Raw genomic sequence first — 25,475 nt, 5'->3', positions numbered from 1 at the left:
ACTAGCCTCAGGAATTGTCCTTTTTACGGTTAATCTTGAATTTCTGGAATCGGATCAACCGATCGGCATTCGTTAGCAGATCGTGAGAACTACCGTAGAGGTCGACAAGCTTTTTGCGTAGCTTGACCCCTTGCTCATCCTCATGCGTGCCGTCTTCGATTCGAGCGATGTAATCCGCGTACCAAATGGCTGGCGGGACGGGAGGTGTTGGGTTGACTTTCATCACATCGTTGAGCGCGTTCTGACTTTCAATGCCATAGGTTTCTTCGCTCGGGATACCGACAAGTATCTTTTCGTGATCGCTTTTGGCAAGAAACCTGATGTTCGCCCTGTGCACGGTGGTCAGCAGTTGGGGGCTATGCGTTGTAACGATAAATTGGGTTTTACTGAACACATTTGTGAGATCTGTCAGAACCCGCTGCTGCCAAGAAGGATGCAAGTGCAAGTCAACTTCGTCAATTAGCGCAATGGCAGGTAAGTCCAACGCACTTTGCGGAGGAGGCACCTTATTAGCTTGCGCCATTCGACGCGCTAAATCCATCGTCAGTCCGAGGACAACGCGATACCCATCACTGAGTTGACTGATTCGCAATGTACGTGTGTTATTTTCATCGATTTTTTGATCGATAACAAATCGCAATGGGCGGATTTCGGTACGCGGATTGGTGAAATTCTCACCGAGCAGACGTACGATCGCTTCGCGTACGACTTGCAAATCGGGCAGCCGAAAATCGAAATCGCGCCGAGCCTCGCGTTCCCGACGCTCAACGTCTTCCATTGCGTTAAACCACTCAAACGCCGCACGAAACCGAGAGTTCGGATCCAAAGCCCCCGCGAGCGCATCGAAGCGCGAAAAGGATTTCTTGAAATTGCGACGACGCTGCACTTCCTCTCTTATCGCACGGTTGGTACCGTAATATGCAATGACCGGGAGAAAGTAGGGCTGATCCTCTGAATCGGCATCGATAATGTTCTGCACAAATTCATTGATGGCGCCTAGCCCTAATGTCACCCACTCGTGCTCCGCGGCGGCAGCCTTTCTAGAAGCCGTGACACCTTTAGACGTATCGCGCCGACGCCCTCCGGACCAGGCGATAAGTTGATCATCCTGTGTCCGAGCTTCCCAGCCTAGGGCTAGAAACGGCGCGCGTCGCTCTCCATCAACAATGCGAAGATCAGTTTCAGATGTGCCGCGGCCCACAATGCCGGGCAGCTTGACGAGATAGCGACCAAAGCCGATGGCGATCGCGTCTAAGAGCGCCGTTTTCCCTGCTCCATTATCGGCGGTGATAACGGTAAGCCTATCATCGAATTCGATGGTGAGTTTCTCGAAGCACCGGAAATTATAAAGATGTAATCGCTCGAGTTTCATGAATGATCCTTCTATTTCTCAGTCGAACGATAGTAACAAGTTTTCTACATATCTCATCGAAGGCACGAATTGGAAAGGACATTGAGGAGTCCCGCCGCTCGCGGTAGCGTCGCCAGTGGCACAACTAGGTCGCTCGTCCTTGACCGCAGAGTTTGACGTATCTTGGGTACCGAAATCCGCGAACGTCTGTTCCCAGATTTCAGCGATCGCAACCGGCTAAGCCGCAATACTACACGGAGCTTCACCGCTATATCGACCTAAAAACGAAGATGGACACCGAGACATTGCTGACGGCTAGCCGTTCTTCACGTCGACATTGCAAAGCACCGCTGATTTGGTGCCATGAAAATTCTGGTTGCGCCGCGCGATGAACTGGATGACCTGAGCAAGTCCGCCTATGAGATCCCTGATCTGCTGGTCGGGGTGGATTCGAAGGACAGTGCGATGCTCGTGGGAATCATGGAACAGCTGAATGCGAGGTCTGTTGGACGCTGAAAGACAATCCAGCGCCCGGTTTTGTCGCCGCGACGCGCTATCCACCGTCGGCAAGCAACATCGTGGTGGCGGAGCGGTCGGCCTCTGTGACAATCCAGATGATTGGACCTGACGGTAGTGCGTAACGCGATTGAATGCGCAGCTCAAGGAGCACGGCGAGCTCATTTTGCAGGCGGTCGCGCTCACCCAGATCGCCCCAGTCACCGTGAAGGTGACGCGCGAGCAGAAGGATGTCGTGCACCCTCGCTACTTCAAGTGCAGTGGCGGCCGCCGGGGTGACGGTGGTACGGCCCACCTTGAAGCGGACATCGTCGTAAATGTTGGTGGATTGCATGGTGACTCCAGCATTATTTTTCCTGCAGCCGGGACATCGCCGATGGCAGGCAATAAAGATAAGGTGGATAGTACGAATGGAGTACGGAAGAAAATCGCGCGGATCACTGAAAAGCGGGTGCCGGTTCTCAATAGTCTTCGGGCAGTAGGACCGTTGTCATCGAACGGTCCCATTCGGTGATGATCCAGACCTTTCCGTTTCCGGGGAGCGCGTAGCAGGACAACACACGCAGGCCGGCCTCAAGTGCGAGATCGTTCTGCGCGCGATCTTCTGCGCTCAGGTCGCCCCAGTCACCGCACAGGTGGCGGCTCAGCAGGTCGCCGACCGATACGTTGACGGCACGCAACGCGTCGAGCGCGGCGGGCGTGGCGAACAGGCGCCCGGTTTTGAGCCGGCGTCTCTGGGGTTTTACAGCCAGCTGATTCATGACGATGTTTCTCCTGGCAATGGACGAACGAACGGCTCCGACGAAAAATCGGATGCAAGGGGTATGAATGGAATCCGGACGGTTGTCCGGGCTAGGGCGTAGACGCCTGTTCGGCGAGCTGCCGGCGTAATGCGGTGGCCTTGGCCTGCGAGCAGCCGAGGTGGCGCCGGATGTCGGAGACGGTTGCGCGAACGCCTCCGTCGGCAATGGCGCGGGCCAACCTCGTGACTTCTGTTTCTGCCGGTGTGACTGGCGTATCGACGACGCTGTGACCGGACGCGACGGAGGCGTGACTCGCAGTGGTTGTATCGATAACCGCAGAAGTTACGACCACTGGTTGCGGTGGCCTGAGTGCAAGACTCCAAAGCAGGCAGGCGACGCCTTCAAGTACTGCGGCAAAGGCGAGGGCCGACAGTAGATCGACGCGACTCACGGTCGTGCCGAGTACCACTGCCAGCTTTGCCGTGACTGGATCGACAGTCAGTGCGTCACGCTGGCCGACCCTGCGGTCGTCGGCCGTTTGTTGTCGCTGTACATCATCGGCTTCGGCATTCAGCGCATCCAGTCGTGCGGCCAGCGCGACGCGCCGGACCCTGATCGTCGGGCAACCACGCTCGCAATGCTGCGAGTCAGCGACCGCCAGTTGCCGGATCACGCGGGCCCGGTCGGTCATGATCGCCGTCAGACTGCGCCCGGCGGGTACGGCATAGGAGACCACCGGGACCAACGACGCGCGACGCTCCCCGGCATGCTGCTGCGCGAGTACGAAGAAGGTCGCATGACCGAAGCAGGCGGTCGTCATACACGCCACCCAGAGCAGACCACCGACGCTGCGTACCGTCCAGGGCGAGGAACGGCACAGCGCGGGAAGCAGGTGAGCACCGCCAATCAGCACGACGCCAATCGCCACCCAGACAAACCGCTCCGGCAATTCGCCGCCACGCTGCCAGCCGGCCAGCACAGACATGCAGATCGCCGTCGCAGTTGCCGCAACTGCCAGCAGTAAGGTCAACCAGGGCGCATTGCGATGCGAGCGGCTAACCCTTACACCAGACTCGGGGATCATGCCGCCGTTCCTCCCAACAGGGCCGCGTGCTGGACGAGCTTGTCACGCAGCGTCGGTTTCCCCTGTTTCCCGGTCGAATCTGACGCATCGTCGGCGACCCGCGTCGTGCCGCCGTCGCCAGAACCGCCTGCGTCGGTCCCGTCGCTGGATTCACCGGGATAGAACTCTTCCGCCACAGCAGCGCTTTCCTCGGCACTTTCTTCGAATGCGCCGTTGGCGAAACCGACTCGCGCTGCCACATCGAGCGCAGCCTGGTCGAAGCCGGCAGAGCGGCGACGCGCATCAAGATCACGCGCCTGCCCGATGGCTTCTTCCAGATTGCTGCCAGTTCTCACACCCAGATCGACGTAGTAGATTGCCGAACGATAGCTCTGCGTGGTTGATTTGCCGCGCAGTTTCAGTTCGAGCGGCAGGCAGGCGAGCAATCCACCCGACACCGCACTGAAATACTGAAGCCGCGCGGAGAGCGTGCGGATAGAGTTGTAGGAGGTGGTGCGGAAGATAAACGAACCAAGTTCATCTTCATCGCCGATGGTGACATTGAGCCTTCCATAAGGCTTGCACCCGCCCGCTTCCCCGAACGCGCAGCCATCCGGCGTCGGACATCCCATGGACGTAATGCATCCGTCCGTGACGCGCCTGCAGGTTTCGCCGTCGCCCACACAGACCGGGCGCCCGGTTCGGCGATCGAATAGGCTATATTCGGCACGAAGGTTCAGATCCGGATCGTTGAACAGCATCCTGACGGGAATGGAACGCAGCTTGCCGGTGACCGCTTTGCGAAGTGCTTCGTTGAGGGGATGGAGCAGCCAGCCACTTGCGTGCTGCATCTGGCTGGTGATGGTGAACTGATCGTCTTTCTCTGGTAGACGTTTGCCGTTCTTTTCGACGACGCGGCCGATTGTGATGCGGCCGACAACGGGAGGCGTGATCGCCAAACCCTTAAGCATGGTGATTCTCCTGAATTGAAGAGTGTTTACTGCGAAGGGGAAATTCAGACGGAAACAAGGAAGCGGCGCGAACCCGGTTTCGTGATGGCGTACTGCTGCTGCAAGGCAGGGTGATCGGCGAGGAGCCGCTTAAGATCAGTGCCGTCTGAGTCCTTACTGCGTTTGAATGAGACCTCGCCGGTTTCGAACAGGGCCCGGGGCGCGTCGCCCATCGCCTGTTGGATGGTTTGTTTGAGTCTGGCTTCCTGCTCCTCGCGCGCTTCAATCTCCGCACGTACTGCGACGAGATCAGCGAAGGTCGCGGAGAGCCGCCGGTCGTCCGTGAAATCCACCGCGACACCGGCATTGCCCGGATACAGGTAGCGCAGGGCGCGGTCGGCTGATTCGGAACCGTCCGCAGGTGGCGGCGTGTCGCTGGTGACGTACTGCCAGAACTGCGCTTCGAGCGGAATGAGCCGGGCGATCAGTTCGTCATCACGTTCGATACGGTGCACGGTGAGTTGCTGGCCGCACAGCAGGACGGCGACATCGGCGGCCCGTTTGCCCGTGACAGCGAGCTGATGCTGGACCTGCAACTGCACGTACTCCGGCACGCCGTCACGCCAGAGCCTCGCTCCGAATTCTCCAGCCGTCTTGCATTCGAGAATCTGCAGTTCCGGCACGCCCACAATCTCGCGGTCGAGATTTGCGAGCATGAAGGGAATGGTTGGATGCTGGAGGACTGCGTTGACCTTACGAACGCGGTTGCCGGTCTGCTGGGTGTAAGCCGCAGCGACAATGGGTTCGAGGAGTGTGCCCCAGTACACTGGTTCGGTGGTGTCATGAGGATCGGGTTGCGCAAGTCCGGCATCGCGACCGGTCTTTTCCAGCCACAGTTCGAGCGCGCTTTTGTACGGATTCAGGCCCACCGCCGCTGCCGCGTCCGACCCACCGATACCGGTCCTGCGGACCGCCAGCCAGTCGGTTCGACTCAGGCTGCGTATTTCGACCAGACGTAGTGCGGAACCTTTCCTGGCGGGTTTTTCTTCCTGGATGAGTTGCGACATGGCTTTCTCCCAGACGGATAAATAAAAAGCGCCCGGTCGAGCCGAAGCTCAACTGGGCGCGCTATGACGGAAAGAGATATGAGACGGAACCAGCGTAGACGAACAGGAATGATTCAGACGACGAGCTTCAGCGCTTCGTCCCACGCCTTCTGTTTAAGCGTTGCCCCTTGACCGAACCACGCGGCGTCGCGCCGGTGATCTTCGCTGCGTGCCCGGCGTTGGTGGTCGACAAATTCCGTCACGCTGTTAAGCAGACCCCATGCTGTTCCGGAGGCGGATGCCAGCATGGCCCCCTTGCCACGTCCTGCGAATAGGTCATGCACGGCACGGATTGCGCTGTCGTTGGTGGTCGCAGCTGGTTTATCCAACGCGTTCGACGCGCTCCCCGTCTGATAGGTCAGCACACGTCGAAAGTATGCTTCGGCGGATTCGGCGGTCACCTTGCGTTCCGACAACGCTTTTATCCGCACCATGAAGCCATCCCACGACGAAATGGCGATGCCGAGCTGGCGCTTTACGGCCTGCGCATCGAACTGGCTGCGATGCGGCACCTTCACTGCTCCGGTGCTGTTGCCCAATGCAATGGCGAGCGTATTGTTGCAGACCACACGAACGGAGGTGAACTGCGCCGTCGTCGCGAGTGTGCCGTCGCACGCGGTGGCGAGCAGGAGATAGCCATTGACCTTGTCACGGCCCTTGAGCGTCGCACTCTGGCCGGTGCGTGCGAGCGCCCAAAGCTTCTTGCCGTCCTTCAGAACACCGGCCGTCTCCAGTTCGAAGCCCCCGACTTCCGTTAGATCCCGATAGAATTCGAGAATCTCGGCAGGCTGGACAACTTGATAACGGTTCGAAACTACTGACAGCGGCGCCTTGGTGTCCGATCGATACAGCACCTTCTGCTCAGGAAACGTATGGATGGAACCGAGACCAGCGTTGCCAGCTACGAAACGAACCTCAGATTCTTCAATCTTCCAGTTCATACCCGCCTGTTGCGCCCAGACTTCGAGCGGCTGGTTATGAGCGAGTTGATTGCCTAGGCCGTGCCACGGAGTTTCGTTAACGTAGGCCATGGTTTGTACGAGATGCATGAATAACTCCTAGGTGAAAAGACGAGCGCATAAAGCCCGGCCGAGGCCGGGCGCATGCGCAAGCGTTGAAATCAGGATGCGGGGATTCGGACAGCAGGAAGGCGGTGGACAAGACCGCCAGGTGAAAGGTCTTCCGATGAGGAGTTCGAGTTCAGGCTTTAAGCGGGCGTCTGCTGAACGTGTAGCCGCATGTAAGGCAACGGTAGTTATCAAGCACGTTGTCGTCGATGGCTTCACCGACAGCGGTGCCCGCGGCACAGCCTGCGGCCCCGCCGAGGAGCCCGCCGATAACCGCGCCTGCAATGAGTCCGAAGACGGAACCGACAGGGCCACCGATCATGCCGGCGGTCGCGCCAAGTTCTGCGCCCGACATGGCGGCAGTTGCAGTGCCTGCCGCACCGGCAACCGCGCCTATTGCACCACCTGCTTTGCGGGCGTTGTTGCGGGTTTCAATGCGGGTCGTGCGGCACTGGGGGCATTCACTCGGGGTGCGATCGGTAAGAGAAGTATCCGAGAACATGTGGTTTCCTGGAAATTAAGACCGTAGATGGATAGCTATCAAGTGAGCGGGGACTAATCCCTTGTCTCCCGTCAGTGATATAGGTCTGAAATTTTCTGGAATCCGCCCGTGTGAAAGGCTCGGGTCATGCATGAGCGATCGTCTCTCGACGGACTTTCTCGGCGTATTGGCGAAAGCCAACTGAGGTAAGCACGCCAGCGGCGAAGACAAGCGCAAAGACAATCAGATAGTCGAAAGGGGATGAGTTGGTGGGCATCACGACTCTCCGGAGACGGTTCGCCAGCGCGAGATTGCGGTGGCGGAGCGGCCAAAGCTGGCGATGCTGGCAGCCGTGATATATGTCTGAAGAGCGTTTGCTTCGTTGTAGCGTTCAGGGCCGCCGATAGATGCGCATTCCGGAGCCCCGGTCGTAGTACGCCCAGGTCGGTCCCTTTCTAGTCTAGGGCGTCACTCGGAGATCACGGGATGCTTGGTCGTCGCTGCCCGCAGCAAGAATTTGCTTTGCACAAAATCGCACTCAGGCTGGACGGAATCACTTCGCCGGCTTCTTGATTTTTTCGGCGAGCTTCAGAAGTTGTTCCACCTCGTCGGAAGTGAAGGATGTGTCCTTGAGATATCGGAGGAGCGCGATCGCCTCTGGCTGGTCATGCAAAAAGTCGATGACCTCGGGATCGGTTGATGATGACAGTCGAAACAGTACATCGGGGTCAGCAGCAAGCGTCTTGGCTAGAGCCTTTATGACCTCAGGGCGTGGGGGGCGTTCTTTGCCGCGTTCGATCCGACTTAGATACGCTGGCGAAATACCGACCTTGGTCGCGGTTTCCCGCAAGCCAAGATCCTGAGCTATTCGAAGGTCGCGTATGGTGTCGCCGAAGCTGTTCATGGCGGAGATCTTACCTTGCTGTTTAGTGTTGCGCAACACTAAACGGAATTGGTAAAGAGTGGTGCCGAGTAGTAACATGTATCTTTCCCTGTCAATCTTTGAGTGCTGCGCGTCGGCAGACAGCTCCAAGCACCGTCATAGGAGAGACCCAGTGCAAGGCGAAGAGGTGCTAACGATCAAAGACGTCGCAGCCCTGTTGAAAGTTGGCGAAAAGACAATTTACTCCATGGCCCAAAGCGGAGAGCTCCCTGCGTTCAAGGTCAGGGGGCAATGGCGATTCTCCCGAAAGGATCTGGACGCTTGGATAGAGCAACAGAAGCATTCAAGCCAGGATTCCGGAGAGCAGAAATAATGAAACGACCAGCAAATTCACGGAGCATTTCATGAGCCGAAAAAAAGATCAGGCCCACGTAGAGGGCACCACGATTCCGGCCGGATACACACTCGACTACGTGTCGGGTAAGCAGATTAAAGAAACGCCCAAAGAGCTTGTGCGCCAGCGGGTAGTTCGCGCCCTGATTCATGAGTATGGATTCTCGCCTGAAGATATGAAGCTCGATTTCTCCATCGGCGGGCGCAAGAAGGTCGATGTGGCTATGTTCCAGCATGGTGAAGAGCACACCATTGAAAACCTTGGCCGTGCCGTGCTCTGCCGGCCGGAACCGAATGTCGGAAAAAATGCCGCCCGAATCCGTGATTTCGAACAGGCCGCGAAAGATCTCGACGAAATCGAAACGATCATGCGCGAGGTTGAGGCCGTTCAGTATGGCTTATGGACCAATGGCCTTGAGTTTTTCTTCCTTGAGAAACAGAAGGGCAGGTTTGAAACCAAGTGCAGTCCTATTGGCGATTGGCCGATGGCGGAAGAATCGGTTGGCACCAAGGACGTTGCTTCGGACGCGCATACGCGCGTCGCTGACAACGAAATGCTGAAGATTACATTTCGCCGCTGCCACAACTTTATTCACGGCAACGAAGGGATGCCAAAGGATGCCGCCTTCTGGCAGTTTTTGTACCTCATCTTCTGCAAAATGCACGACGAGAACCTGCGTGCCAAACAGCGTCAAGCGTGGCAGCGTCGCTTCTGGGCCGGCCCCAGGGAACAGTTCGAGCCTGCGGGGCGCAAGGCCATCCGCGTGCGCATCGAGGAGCTCTTTGCAGAGGTCAAGAGCCAGTTCAAAAACATTTTTCGCGGCAACGAGGAGATTGCTCTCTCTGACCGCGCCTTGGCTTTTATCGTTTCTGAACTGGCTAAGTATGATTTCACTCGGACCGATGTCGATGCTAAGGGCGTTGCATATCAGGAGCTGGTGGGTGTCAATTTGCGTGGTGACAGAGGCCAATATTTCACTCCACGAGGAGTGGTGAAGCTGGTCGTAGAGATGCTCGACCCCAAAGAGGGCGAAGCGCTTTTGGATCCCGCTTGTGGCACCGGAGGCTTCCTGGTCGCAACCCTAGCCCACATGCTGAAGAAATTTAGAGTTGAGCAGAAAACCCAGGCAGGTAACGAAAGCACGACAGAGTTTCTGACCGTCCACGAACGGCTTAAGGAGTACGCGGCAGCCAATGTGTTTGGCGCCGATTTCGACCCGTTCCTGATCCGCGCAGCTCAGATGAACATGGTGCTTGCAGGTGACGGTCGTGGACATATATACAACATCAACTCGCTCGAATTTCCGTTGGGCCATCTGGCGGACCTGCCCAGCGCTAAGAACGACGTTCCGCTGGGCTCACTTGACATCATTGCCACCAATCCACCCTTCGGCTCCGACATTCCGATCACGGACAAGCACATTCTCGAGCAATACGAGCTCGCGCATAACTGGGAGCCGGACGGCGAAGGCGGTTTCCGCAATACTGGCGTGCCGAAGGGTAGCGTAGCCCCCGAGATCCTATTTATCGAGCGTTGTATTAAGTGGCTCAAACCCGGCACCGGTCGCATGGGTATCGTGCTTCCCGATGGCGTTCTCGGCAATCCGGCGGCGGAATACATTCGCTGGTGGATTATGCGGGAAACTCAGGTGCTCGCTTCGGTCGACCTGCCGGTGGAAGCCTTTATTGCCGAAGCGAACGTCAACATCCTCACCAGCCTATTGTTCCTGCGTCGCAAGAGCGAAGAGGAAAAGCGTGCCGAAGCTCTAGGCGGCGCTGACGAATACCCCGTCTTCATGGCGGTTGCAGACAAGGTTGGATTTGACCGTCGTGGCAATAAGCTCTACAAGCGCACGCCGGAAGGCGAAGAGATCCTCGAGCCAAGGCAGTTCACCGAGCGGTTCCATCGCAAGAGCGGCTGGGTGGAGCGAACGCTGACGCGTCAGGAAAAGATCGAGGACAATGATTTACCCGTGATCGCTCAGAAGTATCGAGAGTTTCTGCAAGCATACGACGATTTGCCACTCGCCGGGAAACGTGCGACGGGCCGTAACGAAAAACAACGGGAGAAAAGGGTGGCAGCAAGATGAGCGATCAGGACGATGATCTCAACGAGAATGCGCAAGAGCAGGGTGCCTCCGAGGGAAACGGCCCGGATAACTTTTTCATCGATATTCTGACCGGCAACAAGGAGAGCGCTTCAGCTAAAAAGTTGCTGATGCAGAAGGTGCTGCGCCAACTCATCGAAAGCTACGGGTTTGATCGAGCACACCTGGAGGTCAACTACAACCCGCAGATCCCGGGCCAGGGGCGCAAGCGCATCGATATCGCAGCTTTCCGCCCGAACTCCGAGCACAACAACGACAACTTACAGCGCATTATCGTTTGCAAGCCCCAGAAGAAACGCGACAAGCTTCGCTCGCTAGCCGAAGCCGAGGGCGATCTGCGCGAACTCAAGGAGCTGCTGGAGTTGATCCCGGGCGCAACGCTAGGCATGTGGACCAACGGACAAGAAGACTTCCTGTTCCATGTCGAGCGCACCCGCTTCGAGGTTCGTCCCAAGCCGCTGGGAGTTTGGCCGGTGCCGGGTGAACGCACCGCCGATCTCGACCGCACTGGTGGCGTCATTCAGGTTAGCGCCGAGGCGGAGGGCTTGGAAGACGCTCTCCTGCGTTGCCGCCAGTATCTGAATCGAAATCTCGGCCTCGATCATAAGGACTCTTTCAAGCAGTTGGCCGTGCTGATGCTGGCCAAGATTCATGACGAGACGCTGGCCATCGCCGACCGAAAGTTCTGGATCAAGGGCGACGAACCTTTCACCGTGGAGGGCCAGCAGGCGATAGCCCGACGCATCAGCGAATCTATTGCTGCCGCCAAGGCTTGGCAACCGAACCTGCTCACGCGCGGCTGGGACCTGACGCTCGCCCCCCACGAGACCGCCCGCGTGGTGATGGAACTGGCCCGCTACTCTCTAAGTGAAACCCAGCCCCGCTATCGCACCGGGGCCTTCCGCGCGGTCGCACGCAGCGTGATGGACGGACGCGAAGGGCGCTATCCGACGCCGCTCAACGTCGCCGAGATGGCAGTGGAGATGCTTGATCCACAACCGGGCGAACGCGTTATGGACTGCTCCAGCGGTACCGGTACTTTCTTGGCTATGACGGCGGTGCACATCTTCAAGAAAAAGCTGGCCGCTCTAGGCACCACGCCGGAAGAAGGCACCACCGAACAGATCCGCCACGCTCAAAATGAAACCGCCGCTTGGGCGGCGAGGAATGCCCTGGGCTGCGACATTGACCCCTTCTTGGCTGTCACCAGCCGGATGAACCTCATGTTCACCACTGGCAATCCTGGCCGGGTGTTCCGCATCGACGCCCGCATGTTCCCAGACGGCGACCTGGATGGCATCGAGGCTGCCCGCCCGGCGATACCGCTGGGCAGTATGGATGTGGTTCTCCTCAACCCTTGGTTCTCCACCCAAGACACTGTCAGCGATACCTCCATCTTGGGCCGCTATGAACTTGGCAATGATTGGAGCGCCGATGGAGAAGGTGGGTATCGTAATGAAGGCAACCTTAAGACTGCTGGGGTGCCACCCGAGGTGCTGTTTATCGAGCGTGCACTCCAGTGGGTGAAGCCAGGCACTGGCCGCGTGGGCATTCTGCTGCCCGATGGCCTGCTGGGTAACCCCGGCGATGAATATGTGCGCTGGTGGATTCTGCGCCACTGCGAAGTGCTGGCCTCAATTGACCTGCCGGTTGAGCCGTTCAAGGTGACCGTCAGGGACTATGGCCTGACGCCTGCGTTGCCCAGTTTCTTGGTGCTGCGCCGCCGCGGCCATGAAGAGCTGACCAACACCGAGCATCCCGACTACAAGGTCTTCATGGCCGTGGTGGATCGGGCCGGTGTCGATGCCCGAGGTAATCTTCTTTTCCAGCGAGCCCCCGATGGTGAGGAACTGGTCTTCGACGAGGAAGTGATCGAGCGGGTTCGCGAAGGCGGCGAAGTGGAGATTCGCCGCCTTACGCGTCGTAATCGCCGCATGCATGACGAGCTGCCGCTGGTGGCAGAGAAATACAAAGAATTCCGCGCGACCGGCGAGGTGACGTAATGAGCAGAAAATTTCAATGTAAAGTTGTGCCAAGTTCTTGGATCGAGAGACAAGCGCGTCGGCTTGACTGTGGCCCATACATGTCGGGAGCTGTGGAGGCTCGGGAATTGCTTATTAGGCTTCGCGCCAAGACAGAGCATCTCCAAGATTTAACCGAGGGTGGAATCTCGGGAATTATTAACCCAGGCCGCATAACACGGCTCTGGGTTGATATCCCTGAGCATGGTTACAAGTTTCTTTCAAGTACAGACATTTCCCAGTCTGACCTAAGAGCAGTGCCGTATATTGCCAAATCGGCCGAGAGTCAGAATCGACAGTTGCGTATTGAAGATGAGTACACCCTGATCACAAGATCTGGGTCCATTGGCAAGATGGCATACTCGCGCAAAGACATGAAAGGGATGGCATGTACGGAGGACGTTCTGCGAATCATCCCCGATAAAAATCTGGTGCCCCCGGGTTACATTTATGCCTATCTTTGCACTAAATTCGGGGTTCCTCTGGTAATTTCCGGAACATATGGTTCTATAATCACGCATCTCGAACCGCGTCATATCGCAGATCTCCCAGTTCCGCGCTTGGGTGATATCGAGTTTGCTGTTCATGAGCTGATACAAAAGGCTGCCGACTTGCGTAGTGAAGCAAACCGAGAGCTTGAGGCAGCTTCAGAAAGATATTTGGCCGCGGCTCTCATTGAAGACATTACTCCAGAGTACTGGCATTCGAACTCTGGCCGCATGGGGTTTTCATCTTCGGTAAGCAAAATGTCATTGCGGGCAATGAACTATTTGCCTGTAAACCAAAATTTAGAGAGAGTGGTCAAGCAACAAGCTCCGGCCTGGAAGCCACTTATTGAGTTAACTGAGCCTGGAACACTCAGAAGTGGGCCGCGTTTTAAACGAATCGATGCGGATCCTGAATTTGGGGTGGAACTCATCGGACAAGGAGAGTGTTTTAATCTAAGGCCTGATGGTCGATGGATAGCTAAAAAGTATCTTCCTGACGATAAGCTGCTATTTCCGCCGAATGGAGCAATAATGATTGCCGCTCAGGGATGCGCGGGTGAGTATGATTTATTTGGGCGAGCACAATTCATAGCTGGAAAAAAGCTTAACTACGCTTATTCGCAACATTTTCTCCGAGTAATTGCGGATGAAAATAAAATTCCACGCGGAGCTCTGTTCGCATACCTGAACTCGCAAATCGCCTACCGAATTCGCAAGGGATATCAGATCGGAAGCATGCAACAGGACTTTCACCCCAGCATGATTAGGCAAATGCCCGTTCCTATTATTGACCGCTTAGAAGCGGAACAAATCGATACAATTGTTCGAGCGGCCTATCAGAAATTTGATGATGCGATCGATGCCGAAGATGAGGCCGTAGCTATCGTCGAGTGCACCATCGAAGAGAGAGGTCGCTAATGGCGAAGGCCGTACCTATCGGGCAACCCGCGAATGAATCTGAACGCCAAGCAATCGGTTTCCTTCGGGATCATCTCCCCGACGGCTGGCTGATCTTCCACAACTTCGAGATGCGGCAGGGTCAGGAGGTGTTCGAAATCGACATCGCCATCTTGGCGCCTCACGCGGTGTACCTGGTGGATGTCAAAGGGACGCGTGGCAATATCGATGTGTACGGCTCCAAGTGGTATCCCCAAGGGCGGCAGCCGTTCCATTCTCCCCTGGCCAAACTGCGTCATCACGCAAAAGTGATGGCCAGTTTCATCCGTGACAGCAATCCAGGACAGACTGAGCTGCGCAAGGCCCACGTGCATGCAGCCGTGCTACTGACCGCCGATGACGCGGCCGTGTTCGATCAGGCAGGTATTGATAGCCCTGATGTGACCGACTTGAAGCATTGCTTGAAGTATTTCCGCGATACCAGCCGCATCCCGGATAACCGCCTGGATAGCATTACTCGCTTCCACACCCAGATTGCCAAGGCGATTACTGGCAATGCTAGACCTAAGAGCGCCGCGCTGGTGTTCCGCGACTGGCAGGTGGAAGAGAAATTGGGTGGCACCGACCGCTATACAGAGTACCGTGCCAAGCACAACCTGTTGGGCAAGAGTGGAGGCATGGCTCGCTTGCGCGTCTATCAGGCCGATCCCTACCAGGATGAGGCTGCCCGCAAGGATGAATTTAAGAAGATCAGTAACGCTTATCGCGCCGTGGCGCATATGCCGACTCACGCCAATGTGCTGGCGGTCAAGGATCTCTTCGTCACCGACGATGAAGACAAGGTGGTGCTGGTTACCGAGGATCTGCCGAGCCAAGCGCTACGCCTGCACATCAGCAAAACCTCGCTGGCGCTAACTTTTGACCAGAAGCTTCAGGTGATGCGTGATGTACTGTCGGCGCTGGACCACGCGCACCGCCACGAAGTGATTCATCGCAACCTCACACCTGACGCCATTCTGGTGACTAAGGGTGGCCAAGCCCGGGTGACCGGATTCGATTTCGCCAGGGTGGGGAAGAATCGAACCTCCACGATTGCTAATCAGGTGGTAGACGATCTGGATGCCGCCTATCAGGCTCCGGAGTGCTTCAAGGATCCGACGCAGGCCAGTATCTCTTCCGACCTCTATGCTACCGGGTTGATCTTCTACGAACTGCTGACTGGCGAACTGCCCTTTGAAAACGTCGATCAGATGATGGAGGCCGACGGCAAATTCCCCATCAAACCGTCGGAGCACAAGCAGGACTTGCCGATAGGGACTGACGTGTGGTTGCAGAAGTTCTGCGAGTTTGACCCCGAGGACCGTCATATCAGTGCAGCGATCGCCCGCAAGATGCTGGATGATCTGATTCTGCCTGAAGCCAAGAATGATTCTGCTCCGGACCCCGGCGGGCCGGCGATTGCGCAGCTACGACTTCCCGATGACCTGACAAACCTATCGCAAGATTTCATTCTCGCCGATCGCTTCCGCATCCAGAGGAAGCTTGGCAGTGGCGGCTTCGGTGTCGCTTACAAGGTATTCGATTCCCTAGGTGACGTGGTGCGCGTCATCAAGCTGGTGACCAGGGACCGCCGCAGCGTATACGAACGGTTGCGCCGCGAATACAAGACCCTGACCAATTTGCCTGATCACCCGCATGTGGTGAAAGTGATCTGGGCGGATCGCATGGCTGACGCCAAGCAGACGCCATACATCGTCTTTGAGTATGTGGAAGGTCTGGACGTCTCCGATCTGATCGAGGCGGAGGCGTTGTCACTAGAGGATTCCGTTCGCATCGCGCGCGAGGCTACCGACGGGCTGGCCCACCTTCACAAGCACGGTGTTTATCATCAGGACGTCAAACCCTCCAATTTGCTGTGGACAGACAAGGGCGTCCGCATCATCGATTTCAATGTCGCGGTCTCCGAGAACGACGACGTCCAAGGTGGTGGCGGAACGCGCCGCTATTTGCCGCCCGACTACGACTATTCCGGCGACCCGGATGCGGCAGATCGCATCGATCGCGATCTCTATGCTTTGGGCATTTCCTTCTATGAGTGTCTGACCGGCAAGTATCCGTTCGATGAGCCCACGCCGCAGATCAAGACCCAGCCAAAGGACCCCAAGCAGTTTAAAGGCTGCGCCGACCTCAGCTCCTCGCTAGTCAATGTACTGGCAAAGATGATCGCACCGGAGCGCAAGGATCGCTTCGCCTCGGCAGGTGAGTTACTGATCGCTCTGGCGGAGGTCAAACGTTACCGTTCGGTGCTGACCACGGGCGAGATCGGGGCCGGGCTTAAAGTAGTGGCCAAGCAGGGCTTCGAGCCGAGCAAACCCAACAGCAATCCTTTTGTCACTCACCTGCTGACGCTTTACAGCCAGAGCCAGGTATCCAACGCGGGCACCCGTGGCCTCGACGAGATTGGCAAGGCCACCTATGTGCCGACCTACCTGGACGAGAAGCTCAAGCCTGCGCTGCTTAAGGGTGAATTCCGGCTTGTGATCATCAGCGGAAACGCTGGCGACGGTAAAACGGCGTTCATCCAGCAGTTCGAGGCTTTTGCCGCGAGCAAGGGTGCCCAGATGCAGCGTGGCGCCAATGGTGCCGTTTTTCAGCTCAAGGGCCACACCTACCAGAGCAATTACGACGGCAGCCAGGATGAAGGTGACGAGCGAAATGATGCGGTGCTGCAGAAGTTCTTTGCTCCCTTCGCAGGCAAAGACACATCGGCATGGCCCCAGAATCAAACCCGGCTGATCGCCATCAACGAGGGCCGACTAGTCGATTTCTTCCTGGAGCATGAGGAGGAATTCCCGCTGATTGCACACCAAATTCATCAAGGATTGGCCGGAGTCGCTCCAGAGAGCGGCGTTATCATCATCAACCTCAATCTTCGCTCGGTAGTGGCAAAGCCGGCGGACGATCAGCCTTCGATTCTGGAGCGGCTGATCTCACGCATGACGCAGCAGGAATACTGGCACGCGTGCGAGAAGTGCGATCTCAAGGGCAAGTGTTACGCCTACCACAATGCCAGGACGTTCCAGGACCCAGTTGCCGGCCCCAAGGTGACCGAGCGTCTGAAAATGCTTCTCGCCATTGCCCACCTGCGCGGCCGCTTGCACATCACCATGCGCGATCTGCGTTCGGCCTTGGCTTTTATGCTGGTTGGCACTCGGGATTGCGACGGTATTCACCAGCTCTATCAGAGCAGTGGCGAAGAAACCCAGAACCGTATCCTTGATGGCTTCTACTTCAACTCATGGCTAGGCGGCTCTGACGGATCCAATGACCGTCTGATTTCCCTGTTGCGAGAGATCGACGTTGCCGAAGTTAGCAATCCAGATCTGGACAGGGAGCTTGGCTTCTTGAATCCGACGACAAAGGTGATGAGCCGCTTCTCGTTTGCAGAGCGTACCGCGTACGATGACGAACTGGTCGAAGCGTTGTTCCGCAATCTGCCTCGCGATTACTCGTCAAAGAACCGCGCTCGACTCATCGCCAAGCACCGGAACTACCTCTCGCATATGCGCCGTCGCCATTTTTTCGAGCGACGTGACATCGGCTGGAAGGAAATGCTGCCTTACGGAAGCATCGACCCCTTCCTGAAGGCTATCGAACAGCCGGGCGCAAAAGACGGCGAAGAGGTTACGACGATTCTACGCGCGATTAATCGGGGTGAAGGTCTGAGCGATCCGGCACGGTTAGGAAACCAACTGGCGCTTCGCGTCCGCCAGGTGGAACAGGGCACCATCCGCAGCTACAGGCTATTTGATGGCGCGCATTTCACGCTCCGCACCGAGCGAGAAGCAGCGTCACATCCTTTTTTGGAATGCCTATCCCAAGCGCTAGTGTTGTGCTATGAGGCAGTTAGCGGCCACAAGGCCACACTGCGCGTCAACCTCGACATTTACGAAATGCTGATGCGTCTGAACAACGGCTACCTGCCCAGTATCGAGGAGCAAGAAGGCTTTTACCTGAGCTTGGCGGTTTTCAAAAACTTGCTAGCTTCTGTGCCCTACAAACAGGTGCTACTGACAAAGACAGGCTACAAGTTCTACGAGATCAATCGAGAAGATAACGGTGTTTTGAGAATGAAGGTCTCGGAGAAGGGAGCTGAATACCATGTCAGTTAAGGGAAGAGACAAAGAGTTCAGGCTCCCGAAAGTTTCCTACCTGGATTTCAAGCACATCGAGATGGATCGTGTGCTTACGATGCTATTTCCACGACTGAAATACGATGGTTATGCGAGCCGCAGACCTCCTCGCGGGGGCGATCTCTCGGTCGACGAGTTTCTAGCGGATTTTCTGGAGCATCCAGAGTGGTTTTCTGGGTTCGACAAACACCCGGATGTGGTTCGCAGCTGGATAGAAACCGATCTCATGGACATGGTCAATCGGGGCAAAAGTAACCAGGCTCTCGCCGCACCCAGACCACTGCACGGGAATACCTATAAATTTCGCAATGCGAAGCACACTCGTGACTATGGCGCGGCAGAACAAATCTACTGGATGCTTTTCTACGCTCGCAAGGGTAAAGGCCAGGCCGTTCGAGACGCTCTGAAGCGGTTTTTCTTCCCTGGGATCGACCTGGTAACTGATCGATACGATCCCAGCGCATCCGTGGATGTCGAGACGCAAGCAATTCTGCGTCTGGATCACCAGGTAACCCAGGACATGAAGGACTCCAAGGAGCCTTCGCGTTTCCAGCCGCTGTGTATTGGCCAAGCCGACATCATGGCCGACGACATCCTGCGGCTTCTAGCCTACGAGCCTTATATTCCGCGCTCTGTGTTGGTGGAATACCTCAAGACGCTGATGGCGTTCCATCTGGCGCTCTATCACCTTAAGCTGCTGCAGATGTTGCCCAAGATGGTGAAGCAGCGCGCCGGTAATGATCTCTGCGCCACCAAGGAATGTCCAATCAATGCGAGCTTCGACAACGCGCTGGAGGGCTGTCCTTATCGAGTGTCGCTGGTCGTGGATATGGGCGATGTCAATAATCCACATATGGCCGAGCTGGCCAGTAAGTCCACTGATCGTCTCTATCGCCAGATTCCAGCCTTCGTGCAGGCTAATTTTGTCGTCAAGAAGCTTGATGAGATGGCGGAATACATGAGCAAAAAGGCGGGCAAGCTTGCCACACCGGGGAGTGGCGTATTCAGTGTCGGCGACCTGGTTTCCCTCCTCAAGTCTGAGCACGATGCTGAGCGGCAAGCCTACTTCAAGTTTCGACTGGCCGGCCTGATTGAAGAGTCGACCGCTGGGAACGAAGACATCGATCCGGAAATCCGAGAAGTCACAGCGATGGGTCTCAGTGAGTTCGAATCTTTCATCGAAATCTTGATGGCGTATCGCGGCAAGTATCACCGCCAGTACATCACCCAATGCCTGGACTCGCTCCTGCTGAAGAACAAAGAAAACGGCTTGCTGGCTCAATCCCGAACCAAGGGAAGTGCACGCCGGTTTGTATTGGGCAGCAAGCTACTTGAGGTGCTGCTTCAGGTGGCCGTGCTCACCCAGGACGGTGGACGTTTCGTAACACGGGAAGTCCGCATTGAAGAATTGCTGGCATTCCTCAGGAACCGCTATGGTCTTCACATCGATAGGCTACCAGAAGGAGCCCAGACTAATAGCAACATCCTGGATAGACGCGCGTTGCGCCTCAATCTCGAAGCCTTCAAGCGTCGCTTGCGCGAAATCGGGTTCTACGAGGATCTGTCGGATGCCTACGTAACCCAAAAGGTATCACCCCGCTATGCAATTGCGAGAAATGATGGATCAGATAAGAACGGGAGGCGCGCATGAGTAACGCGTTCACCAAGCTCTCCACGGAAAAATTGAATGCGGCAGTTGCTGGGCTGCTGTGCCCACACATTGAAGCGATCTTGGGCGACCGAGGCCCGGGTCACTGCATGCGAGTCACCGATCTTGATGACGACGTGATGGGGTCGGTCTGTAAGGATCTGCGCCGAACTCGCCCCGATGGCAACATTTTTATCCTGGGCGGCCACGATCAGGATAACCAGCCGTTCCGGGTGACCTCTACCAAACTGGTGGAGTTGCGCAACCCTGATGCGAACGGAGAGCTGCGTCAGCCTTTGTTGGTCTTCATTCCGACTTCGCTGCGCACCAGTGCGGAAGATTCCTTTGGCGTGGCGACCTTCGAGGAGTTGACCTTCACTGCCATCTACGAAGACCTTATCGACTCACTACTTGATCGGATCCCGGCTACCTTGGTTGGCCATGTGCGTGATCTCTTGAGCCTCCTCACTGAAGAGGAATGGATTTTTGCCGACGATGTTTCCCGAGTTCGTTATCTGCTTACGGCGCTGGAAAACGGGATTGATGGCGAGACACTTGGAGCCAGTCTGTATGAGTTAACGCTGATTCCAGACTTTAAGCTCTTTGGCGATCTCGGGACGGTCAGCGGCAAGATTCGTAGGAACCTCGGTAGCGTCCGGAGCCTGATGACCTCACATAAGTCGGTTCGGGGGCGCATCGCCGATTTGGGACTTAGCGACACAGCGCTCGAGTCGCGCCTTTCAACTTACTTCGAGAAATACGACATTCAGGAGCCGGAATCCTGGACGCCTCCTGTCGCGACAGAGAAAAGCTGGTGGAGCATTTCATTCGATAAATGGACGTTCCAAGAAGAGCTCTTATTGGACAAAGTCCTGCTGACGGTTCTAGAGACCGACTTGCCTGTCGTACGGGAAGATGAGATTGACGGCCAGCTCTCCAGCTTGATTGGGCAACAGGTTCTAGTTCCCAACGACCGCCGCAAGCTGAATGTGGTATTCGAGGTCAAACCTCATCCGGCCAAGGTCAGCGGCCTTGATCATTTTACGGTCCAGATCGTTTCACAGAGCGATGGTCCGGTTGGAAAGTCCAAGAAGGTCAAAGGTTGGACGCCGAATCGCTTGCAATGCACGGTTGGCTTGGACAAGCTAAATAAAACTGAATTCGACGAGGGATGGCATTTCATACGCGTCCTACCGTGGACGGCCGATGGTGATCCGATTCCGCTGGAAACGGATCCCGGCTCCGAGGGAGCTAAACGCTCTTATGAGAGTGAACCTTTCTACGTCCTGCCTGGCGGCAGCATCGAGGAAGAGCCGCCGCAACGGGCAATTCCTATCGAACAGAGTCTGGAACACGCTCGGTTTCGTTTGCAATTGATCGCGCTGGGGGATGAGCGCGATCCGGACGAGATCGCAATCAGCGGTGTCGCTTGGGCTGAGGGCAGCCATTCTAAGAAGGCTTCCCGTCAGGAAGCCTTGCTGGCGAAATTCGGTCGTGAGGGCGCTGTGCAGATTCCGCTCTCGCGCATGCTCAAAAACATTGAACAACGCATTTTGGCAGAGCCCAATCACCCCTCGGGCTGGCGAATGCAGATCAATCTGGATACGGCCGAGCTGCCTTCCGAGGTTGGAGTCGCTCTGCCATCTTCCGCCGCAATGTCCTCCTTTTTAGCTGCCCGCGAAGAGTTCTTCGCAGCAGTGCGCAAGGACACTGCTGAGCTGATCATGCAAGGCCTTTCGTTAAGAGACGCCGAGAGGGAGTGCTATGCATACGCCGAGGCGTATTTCGACTTGGTAAGGGGTCTTATCCGGCAGGCTGAGACGACATCCGGTGCCGAGCGCCAGCAGCACCTGCAAGCACTCCGAAATATATTGGCCGTGGATTCCATTCACGTCATTCTGACCGACTTCAGAGGAAGGCATCGGGAGGCGGTTTTGGTCTCGCCGACCCATCCGCTTCGCGCTTTGTGGCTGAGCAGCTGGGTCACCTTGGGCAAGGACTGGATCGGGAAGATCAAGGCAGGCGTAAAGGATCACGTTCCCTATGTCCGGTCCGCGTTGCTGGACAGTTTTGCGCCGTCTGCCTATCCAGTTGGCGTGCCTGTCGAAGACGGCCGTATATTTACGCCGGTTGACAACCTAAATGCTTTCTGGGCGCTCTATGCCCCGACAACCGAGGAAAACTCACGCGGCCTGATGGCCGAAATCTGCTCGGCTCTGGGTCTGGCTGAGCCCTCGACTGCGGGGGGAGATATCTCCGGAAGGATTATCGCGGACAAGATCGAGCGCTACCTCTCCCAGCATCCATATGTTCGGGAGTTGAAGCTAAACATCTTCAATCCGGGGGCTGGATCGGTGATCGCGGACGCTTTGCTGTCACTACAGCAAAAGCGTGAGCATGCCGATTTGCGATACGACATACGCCTCTTTACCTCCGATTCCGACTCGCCGGTTTTGGGTGCGGCACTTGAATCGATGCTGCACCCTGGGGCTACGGTGAACGAGGCTTCCGACGCGTTTGCAACATCAACGGGCAGCCATCTGTTCTCCAAGATGAACTTGGCCAAGCACGCACTGAGTGAATTCCATAGTAATGCGAAGGACTTCCCTGCGCACATCAGCGTTATGCTGGACGTGTTTCCCGCAGAGAAGCTCTCGATTGCCGAGAAACCGATGGGGGTGACTCCACTGCATGGGCTGATACAGGACTTCGACACAGAATTCGTGGATGACGATTCCGGTACCTTCTGGCACAAGCGACCGATTGTCGGACGCTCTCTCAGCGCGGATAGCCATGCGGCGTGTTTTGACCTGCTATCGTCACTGAGCCGCCACCTGTGCTTTGCGACGTCAGCGGTCGCGGCCTCTGGTGCTAGCTTCAAGGCCGTCCCTGTCGTAACCCTTGGTCTGGACGTGGCTCAACGTGAATTGATATATGAAGTCCATCAGATCAGCGATTGGGTGTTCACCATTGACCGCAACATGGGAATCGAATTCTTCGACCATGGCGGACGGAAAAATAGGCCGGACTACTTGATTGATTATGTACCGGGAGCCAGCTCTCAGGGCACGCACAACCTGATCATCTCCTCGCGCTCGAACGATGAACTGGAGGCAATGCTGAAACCAGTGCTGCTTGAGCGCGGCTTATCTGCCGACGGCGAGCAGTCGATTCAGCTTCTGGCAAGCCTGCGATCGCTTTCGGGCCAACTTGCCTTGAAGTTGATTTCAGCGCGAACACAACAGGCGGAAGCGCTCGGCTTGGCCTTGGCGCGGCTTTATCTCGAATATCAGGGCGCGTTGAGTGATCAGATCATTGTTCCTTTGGATGCGCACACCGACCTTTACCGAACAAGTGGTGAATCCGACGATGTCAACGATGCCATCAGTCTGCAGCGCACCGACTTAGCGCTGTTTGACTTGGATCTGAAAGCAAGGGCGATCATCTGCAACTTGGTCGAGGTGAAATGCTATTCGCAGGTGGGGGACTTTGCGGCCTTTAATCAACTGAAGGAGCGGATTTCCGGTCAAATCAATCAGAGTGAGCGCATTCTCCAGCGCCACTTTGATCCAGCCCTGAAAAAGCCGGACCGGCCAGATAGGCTGCTAAAAAGTCGAGAGCTTGCGCAGATCCTGCGTTTCTATCTGGAGCGATCTCTTCGCTATGGGATCTTTGATGCCACCGCTGCACAGGAGGCGCGAGGATTTCTCGAGTCTATCGAGCAGGGCTACGCACTTCAATTCAGGCGTTGCGCCTTGATCTTCGACTTCGACAAGACTGGAACCGAGACTCCGGACAACGAGGTCGGGATTGAATTCCACCGCATAGGCAAGGATCTCATACACGCTTTGTTGGAAAACTGCCGCAAGTCTGTGTCGGCCGAGATTGAGGAAGAGTCCACTGCTCATTTTCTCAGCGAGCAGGTAATCCCGCACGTGCCGAAACTCGCGACCGCGGCCTTTATCGCGCCTAAGAGAGCGCGATCAACATCTTGGACTGTGGACGAACTGTTGGGCGATGAGCCCGACGCGCCAATTACGTCGTCAGGTCCTTTGGGCGCTGAGGAAGCGCTCGCGACAGCACTTGAGCGGGAAGAAGGTCGGGAGAACCTTGTCGGTCACACACTTCCGACTTCCACGGGTCCTGAAAGGGAATCAACAGACGGGCAGCCTGTCGTGGCTGCCGTGCCCGAAGTGCCTGTTGAACCCGATGCGCCAGAGAAGCCGATAACTGATACGGCGCTTCACTCTAAGGTCAGCTATGACATCATGCTTGGCGTCAATGGCGACTCGCCCCAGTATGGGTTACTCGGAGAGGTCTCCGGCAGGAAGGTCGCGCTGGATCTGAACCACACCCACACAATCAGTCTCTTTGGTGTCCAAGGCGGCGGCAAGAGCTACACTCTTGGTACGGTAATCGAGATGGCCTCCATGCCCCTTGCGCATGTTAATGTCCTGCCAAGCCCACTTGCCACAGTCATTTTCCATTACAGCCCGACGCAGGACTATGCGCCGGAATTTACCTCGATGACCAACGCGAACTCGGTGGATGAGGAGATCCGCGTCCTTCGTGATCGTTACCAAGCCAATCCCGCAGCGCTGAAAGATGTGCTGATTCTTACGCCTGCAAACAAGGTAGACGATCGTCGGGCCGAATATCCAGATATCGAAGTGAAGCCGATTGCCTTCTCTGCGTCCGAGCTAAAGGCCGCGCACTGGAAATTCCTGATGGGCGCGATTGGCAGCCAGAGCATGTATATGCGCCAAATCAATATCATCATGAGGAGCCTACGGGATAACCTGACCTTGGACGCCCTCCGAACTGGTATTGATAACTCGGGCCTGTCCGACCATCTGAAGGAGCTGGCTCAAACGCGTCTGCTGTTTGCCAGTGAATACATCGACGACACCCAGAGACTTCAGGATCTCATTCGTCCAGGCCGGCTGATCATCGTGGATCTGCGTGATGAGTACATCGAAAAGGACGAGGCGCTCGGATTGTTCGTGGTGATGCTGCAGATTTTCTCGGAAGCGACCTACCAGGGAAGCGCCTTTAACAAGCTTGTGGTTTTCGATGAAGCCCACAAGTACATCGAAAACGATGATCTGGTTTCGGGGCTGGTTGAAGTCGTCCGCGAGATGCGTCACAAAGGAACGAGCATCATGGTGGCATCTCAGGATCCACCATCAGTCCCCGTGTCTTTGATCGAGTTGTCTTCACAAATCATCATGCACAAATTCAACTCGCCTGCCTGGCTTAAACACATCCAGAAGGCGAACGCCGCACTTGGTGAGCTGACTGCAGACAAAATGAGTCATCTCGGAACTGGCGAGGCGTACGTGTGGTCGAGCAAAGCCTCCGACGATGCCTTTACAAAGGGGGCGATGAAGATAAAGTGCCGCCCTCGCATTACCCAGCACGGTGGCGGCACAAAGACTGCGATATCGAATCGTCGTTGACCAGTCAGGCATGCGAATAGCGGGTTCGATTTGGATCGGAACCGAACCCGCGAGCGTAGTTTCGCGCAAGACCCCTGACCAGACCATCGCGCGAAGGTCGTGAGCGCC

The 25,475-nt window shown here is 56.4% G+C and carries 18 protein-coding genes; 8 read left to right on the top strand and 10 right to left on the bottom strand.

Annotation, left to right across the window (positions count from 1 at the left end):
* Positions 1-7: 7 nt before the first annotated feature.
* On the bottom strand, positions 8-1,372 hold the full coding sequence (locus P3T40_RS02955; RefSeq protein ID WP_429266194.1) for an AAA family ATPase: 1,365 nt from the start codon (positions 1,370-1,372) through the stop codon (positions 8-10).
* A 342-nt stretch (positions 1,373-1,714) separates the two neighbouring features.
* Between P3T40_RS02955 and P3T40_RS02950 the strand changes: the two genes are divergently transcribed.
* Positions 1,715-1,867 carry a hypothetical protein gene (locus P3T40_RS02950; protein WP_429266193.1) on the top strand — a complete coding sequence of 51 codons (153 nt, stop codon included), beginning with the start codon at positions 1,715-1,717 and terminating at the stop codon, positions 1,865-1,867.
* A gap of 37 nt (positions 1,868-1,904) precedes the next feature.
* On the opposite strand, the gene P3T40_RS02945 is transcribed toward P3T40_RS02950, so the two are convergent.
* The 9 genes from P3T40_RS02945 to P3T40_RS02905 all read right to left on the bottom strand — a co-directional run bounded on the left by P3T40_RS02945 (position 1,905) and on the right by P3T40_RS02905 (position 8,259).
* Positions 1,905-2,201 (bottom strand): hypothetical protein, encoded by a 297-nt coding sequence (locus P3T40_RS02945; protein ID WP_429266192.1) that lies wholly within the window; start codon positions 2,199-2,201, stop codon positions 1,905-1,907.
* A 127-nt stretch (positions 2,202-2,328) separates the two neighbouring features.
* Positions 2,329-2,628, bottom strand: a complete 300-nt coding sequence (locus P3T40_RS02940; protein WP_429266191.1) for a hypothetical protein — start codon at positions 2,626-2,628, stop codon at positions 2,329-2,331.
* 91 nt (positions 2,629-2,719) lie between these two features.
* Entirely contained in the window at positions 2,720-3,595 is an 876-nt protein-coding gene (locus P3T40_RS02935; RefSeq protein ID WP_429266594.1) for a hypothetical protein, read from the bottom strand.
* Between the two features lie 95 nt (positions 3,596-3,690).
* On the bottom strand, positions 3,691-4,644 hold the full coding sequence (locus P3T40_RS02930) for a phage capsid protein (RefSeq protein WP_429266190.1): 954 nt from the start codon (positions 4,642-4,644) through the stop codon (positions 3,691-3,693).
* Positions 4,645-4,688: 44 nt separating this feature from the next.
* Positions 4,689-5,690 (bottom strand): YqaJ viral recombinase family protein, encoded by a 1,002-nt coding sequence (locus tag P3T40_RS02925; RefSeq protein WP_429266189.1) that lies wholly within the window; start codon positions 5,688-5,690, stop codon positions 4,689-4,691.
* Between the two features lie 113 nt (positions 5,691-5,803).
* On the bottom strand, positions 5,804-6,778 hold the full coding sequence (locus P3T40_RS02920) for a DUF932 domain-containing protein (RefSeq protein WP_429266188.1): 975 nt from the start codon (positions 6,776-6,778) through the stop codon (positions 5,804-5,806).
* A 151-nt stretch (positions 6,779-6,929) separates the two neighbouring features.
* Positions 6,930-7,298 (bottom strand): hypothetical protein, encoded by a 369-nt coding sequence (locus tag P3T40_RS02915; RefSeq protein ID WP_429266187.1) that lies wholly within the window; start codon positions 7,296-7,298, stop codon positions 6,930-6,932.
* A gap of 124 nt (positions 7,299-7,422) precedes the next feature.
* Entirely contained in the window at positions 7,423-7,554 is a 132-nt protein-coding gene (locus P3T40_RS02910; RefSeq protein ID WP_429266186.1) for a hypothetical protein, read from the bottom strand.
* Positions 7,555-7,830: 276 nt separating this feature from the next.
* On the bottom strand, positions 7,831-8,259 hold the full coding sequence (locus P3T40_RS02905; protein ID WP_429266185.1) for a helix-turn-helix domain-containing protein: 429 nt from the start codon (positions 8,257-8,259) through the stop codon (positions 7,831-7,833).
* Between P3T40_RS02905 and mads1 the strand changes: the two genes are divergently transcribed.
* The 7 genes from mads1 to mads8 are packed head-to-tail and all read left to right on the top strand — an operon-like array spanning position 8,258 to position 25,367.
* On the top strand, positions 8,258-8,533 hold the full coding sequence (gene mads1, locus P3T40_RS02900; RefSeq protein WP_429266184.1) for a methylation-associated defense system helix-turn-helix domain-containing protein MAD1: 276 nt from the start codon (positions 8,258-8,260) through the stop codon (positions 8,531-8,533). The genes P3T40_RS02905 and mads1 overlap by 2 nt on opposite strands.
* A gap of 31 nt (positions 8,534-8,564) precedes the next feature.
* The gene (gene mads2 / locus P3T40_RS02895) at positions 8,565-10,643 is read left to right on the top strand and encodes a methylation-associated defense system DNA methyltransferase MAD2 (RefSeq protein WP_429266183.1); all 2,079 of its coding nucleotides are present in this window, start codon (positions 8,565-8,567) and stop codon (positions 10,641-10,643) included.
* The gene (gene mads2 / locus P3T40_RS02890; RefSeq protein ID WP_429266182.1) at positions 10,640-12,664 is read left to right on the top strand and encodes a methylation-associated defense system DNA methyltransferase MAD2; all 2,025 of its coding nucleotides are present in this window, start codon (positions 10,640-10,642) and stop codon (positions 12,662-12,664) included. The genes mads2 (P3T40_RS02895) and mads2 (P3T40_RS02890) overlap by 4 nt, the downstream gene beginning before the upstream one ends.
* A complete protein-coding gene (mads5, locus tag P3T40_RS02885) occupies positions 12,664-14,088 on the top strand; it encodes a methylation-associated defense system restriction endonuclease subunit S MAD5 (protein WP_429266181.1) in 1,425 nt (474 codons plus the stop codon). The genes mads2 (P3T40_RS02890) and mads5 overlap by 1 nt, the downstream gene beginning before the upstream one ends.
* Positions 14,088-18,239, top strand: coding sequence for a methylation-associated defense system protein kinase MAD6 (gene mads6, locus P3T40_RS02880; RefSeq protein WP_429266180.1), 4,152 nt, complete (start codon positions 14,088-14,090; stop codon positions 18,237-18,239). Before mads5 ends, mads6 begins: the two co-directional genes overlap by 1 nt.
* The gene (gene mads7, locus P3T40_RS02875) at positions 18,229-19,911 is read left to right on the top strand and encodes a methylation-associated defense system protein MAD7 (protein WP_429266179.1); all 1,683 of its coding nucleotides are present in this window, start codon (positions 18,229-18,231) and stop codon (positions 19,909-19,911) included. Before mads6 ends, mads7 begins: the two co-directional genes overlap by 11 nt.
* Complete coding sequence (gene mads8 / locus P3T40_RS02870) at positions 19,908-25,367, top strand: methylation-associated defense system ATP-binding protein MAD8 (protein ID WP_429266178.1); 5,460 nt, start codon at positions 19,908-19,910, stop codon at positions 25,365-25,367. Before mads7 ends, mads8 begins: the two co-directional genes overlap by 4 nt.
* Positions 25,368-25,475 lie beyond the last annotated feature (108 nt).

The sequence above is a fragment of the Paraburkholderia sp. EB58 genome, assembly GCF_050436665.1.
Taxonomy (GTDB): domain Bacteria; phylum Pseudomonadota; class Gammaproteobacteria; order Burkholderiales; family Burkholderiaceae; genus Paraburkholderia.
Note: the sequence above shows the minus strand (reverse complement) of the source record. Positions and strands in the feature narration are given on the sequence as shown.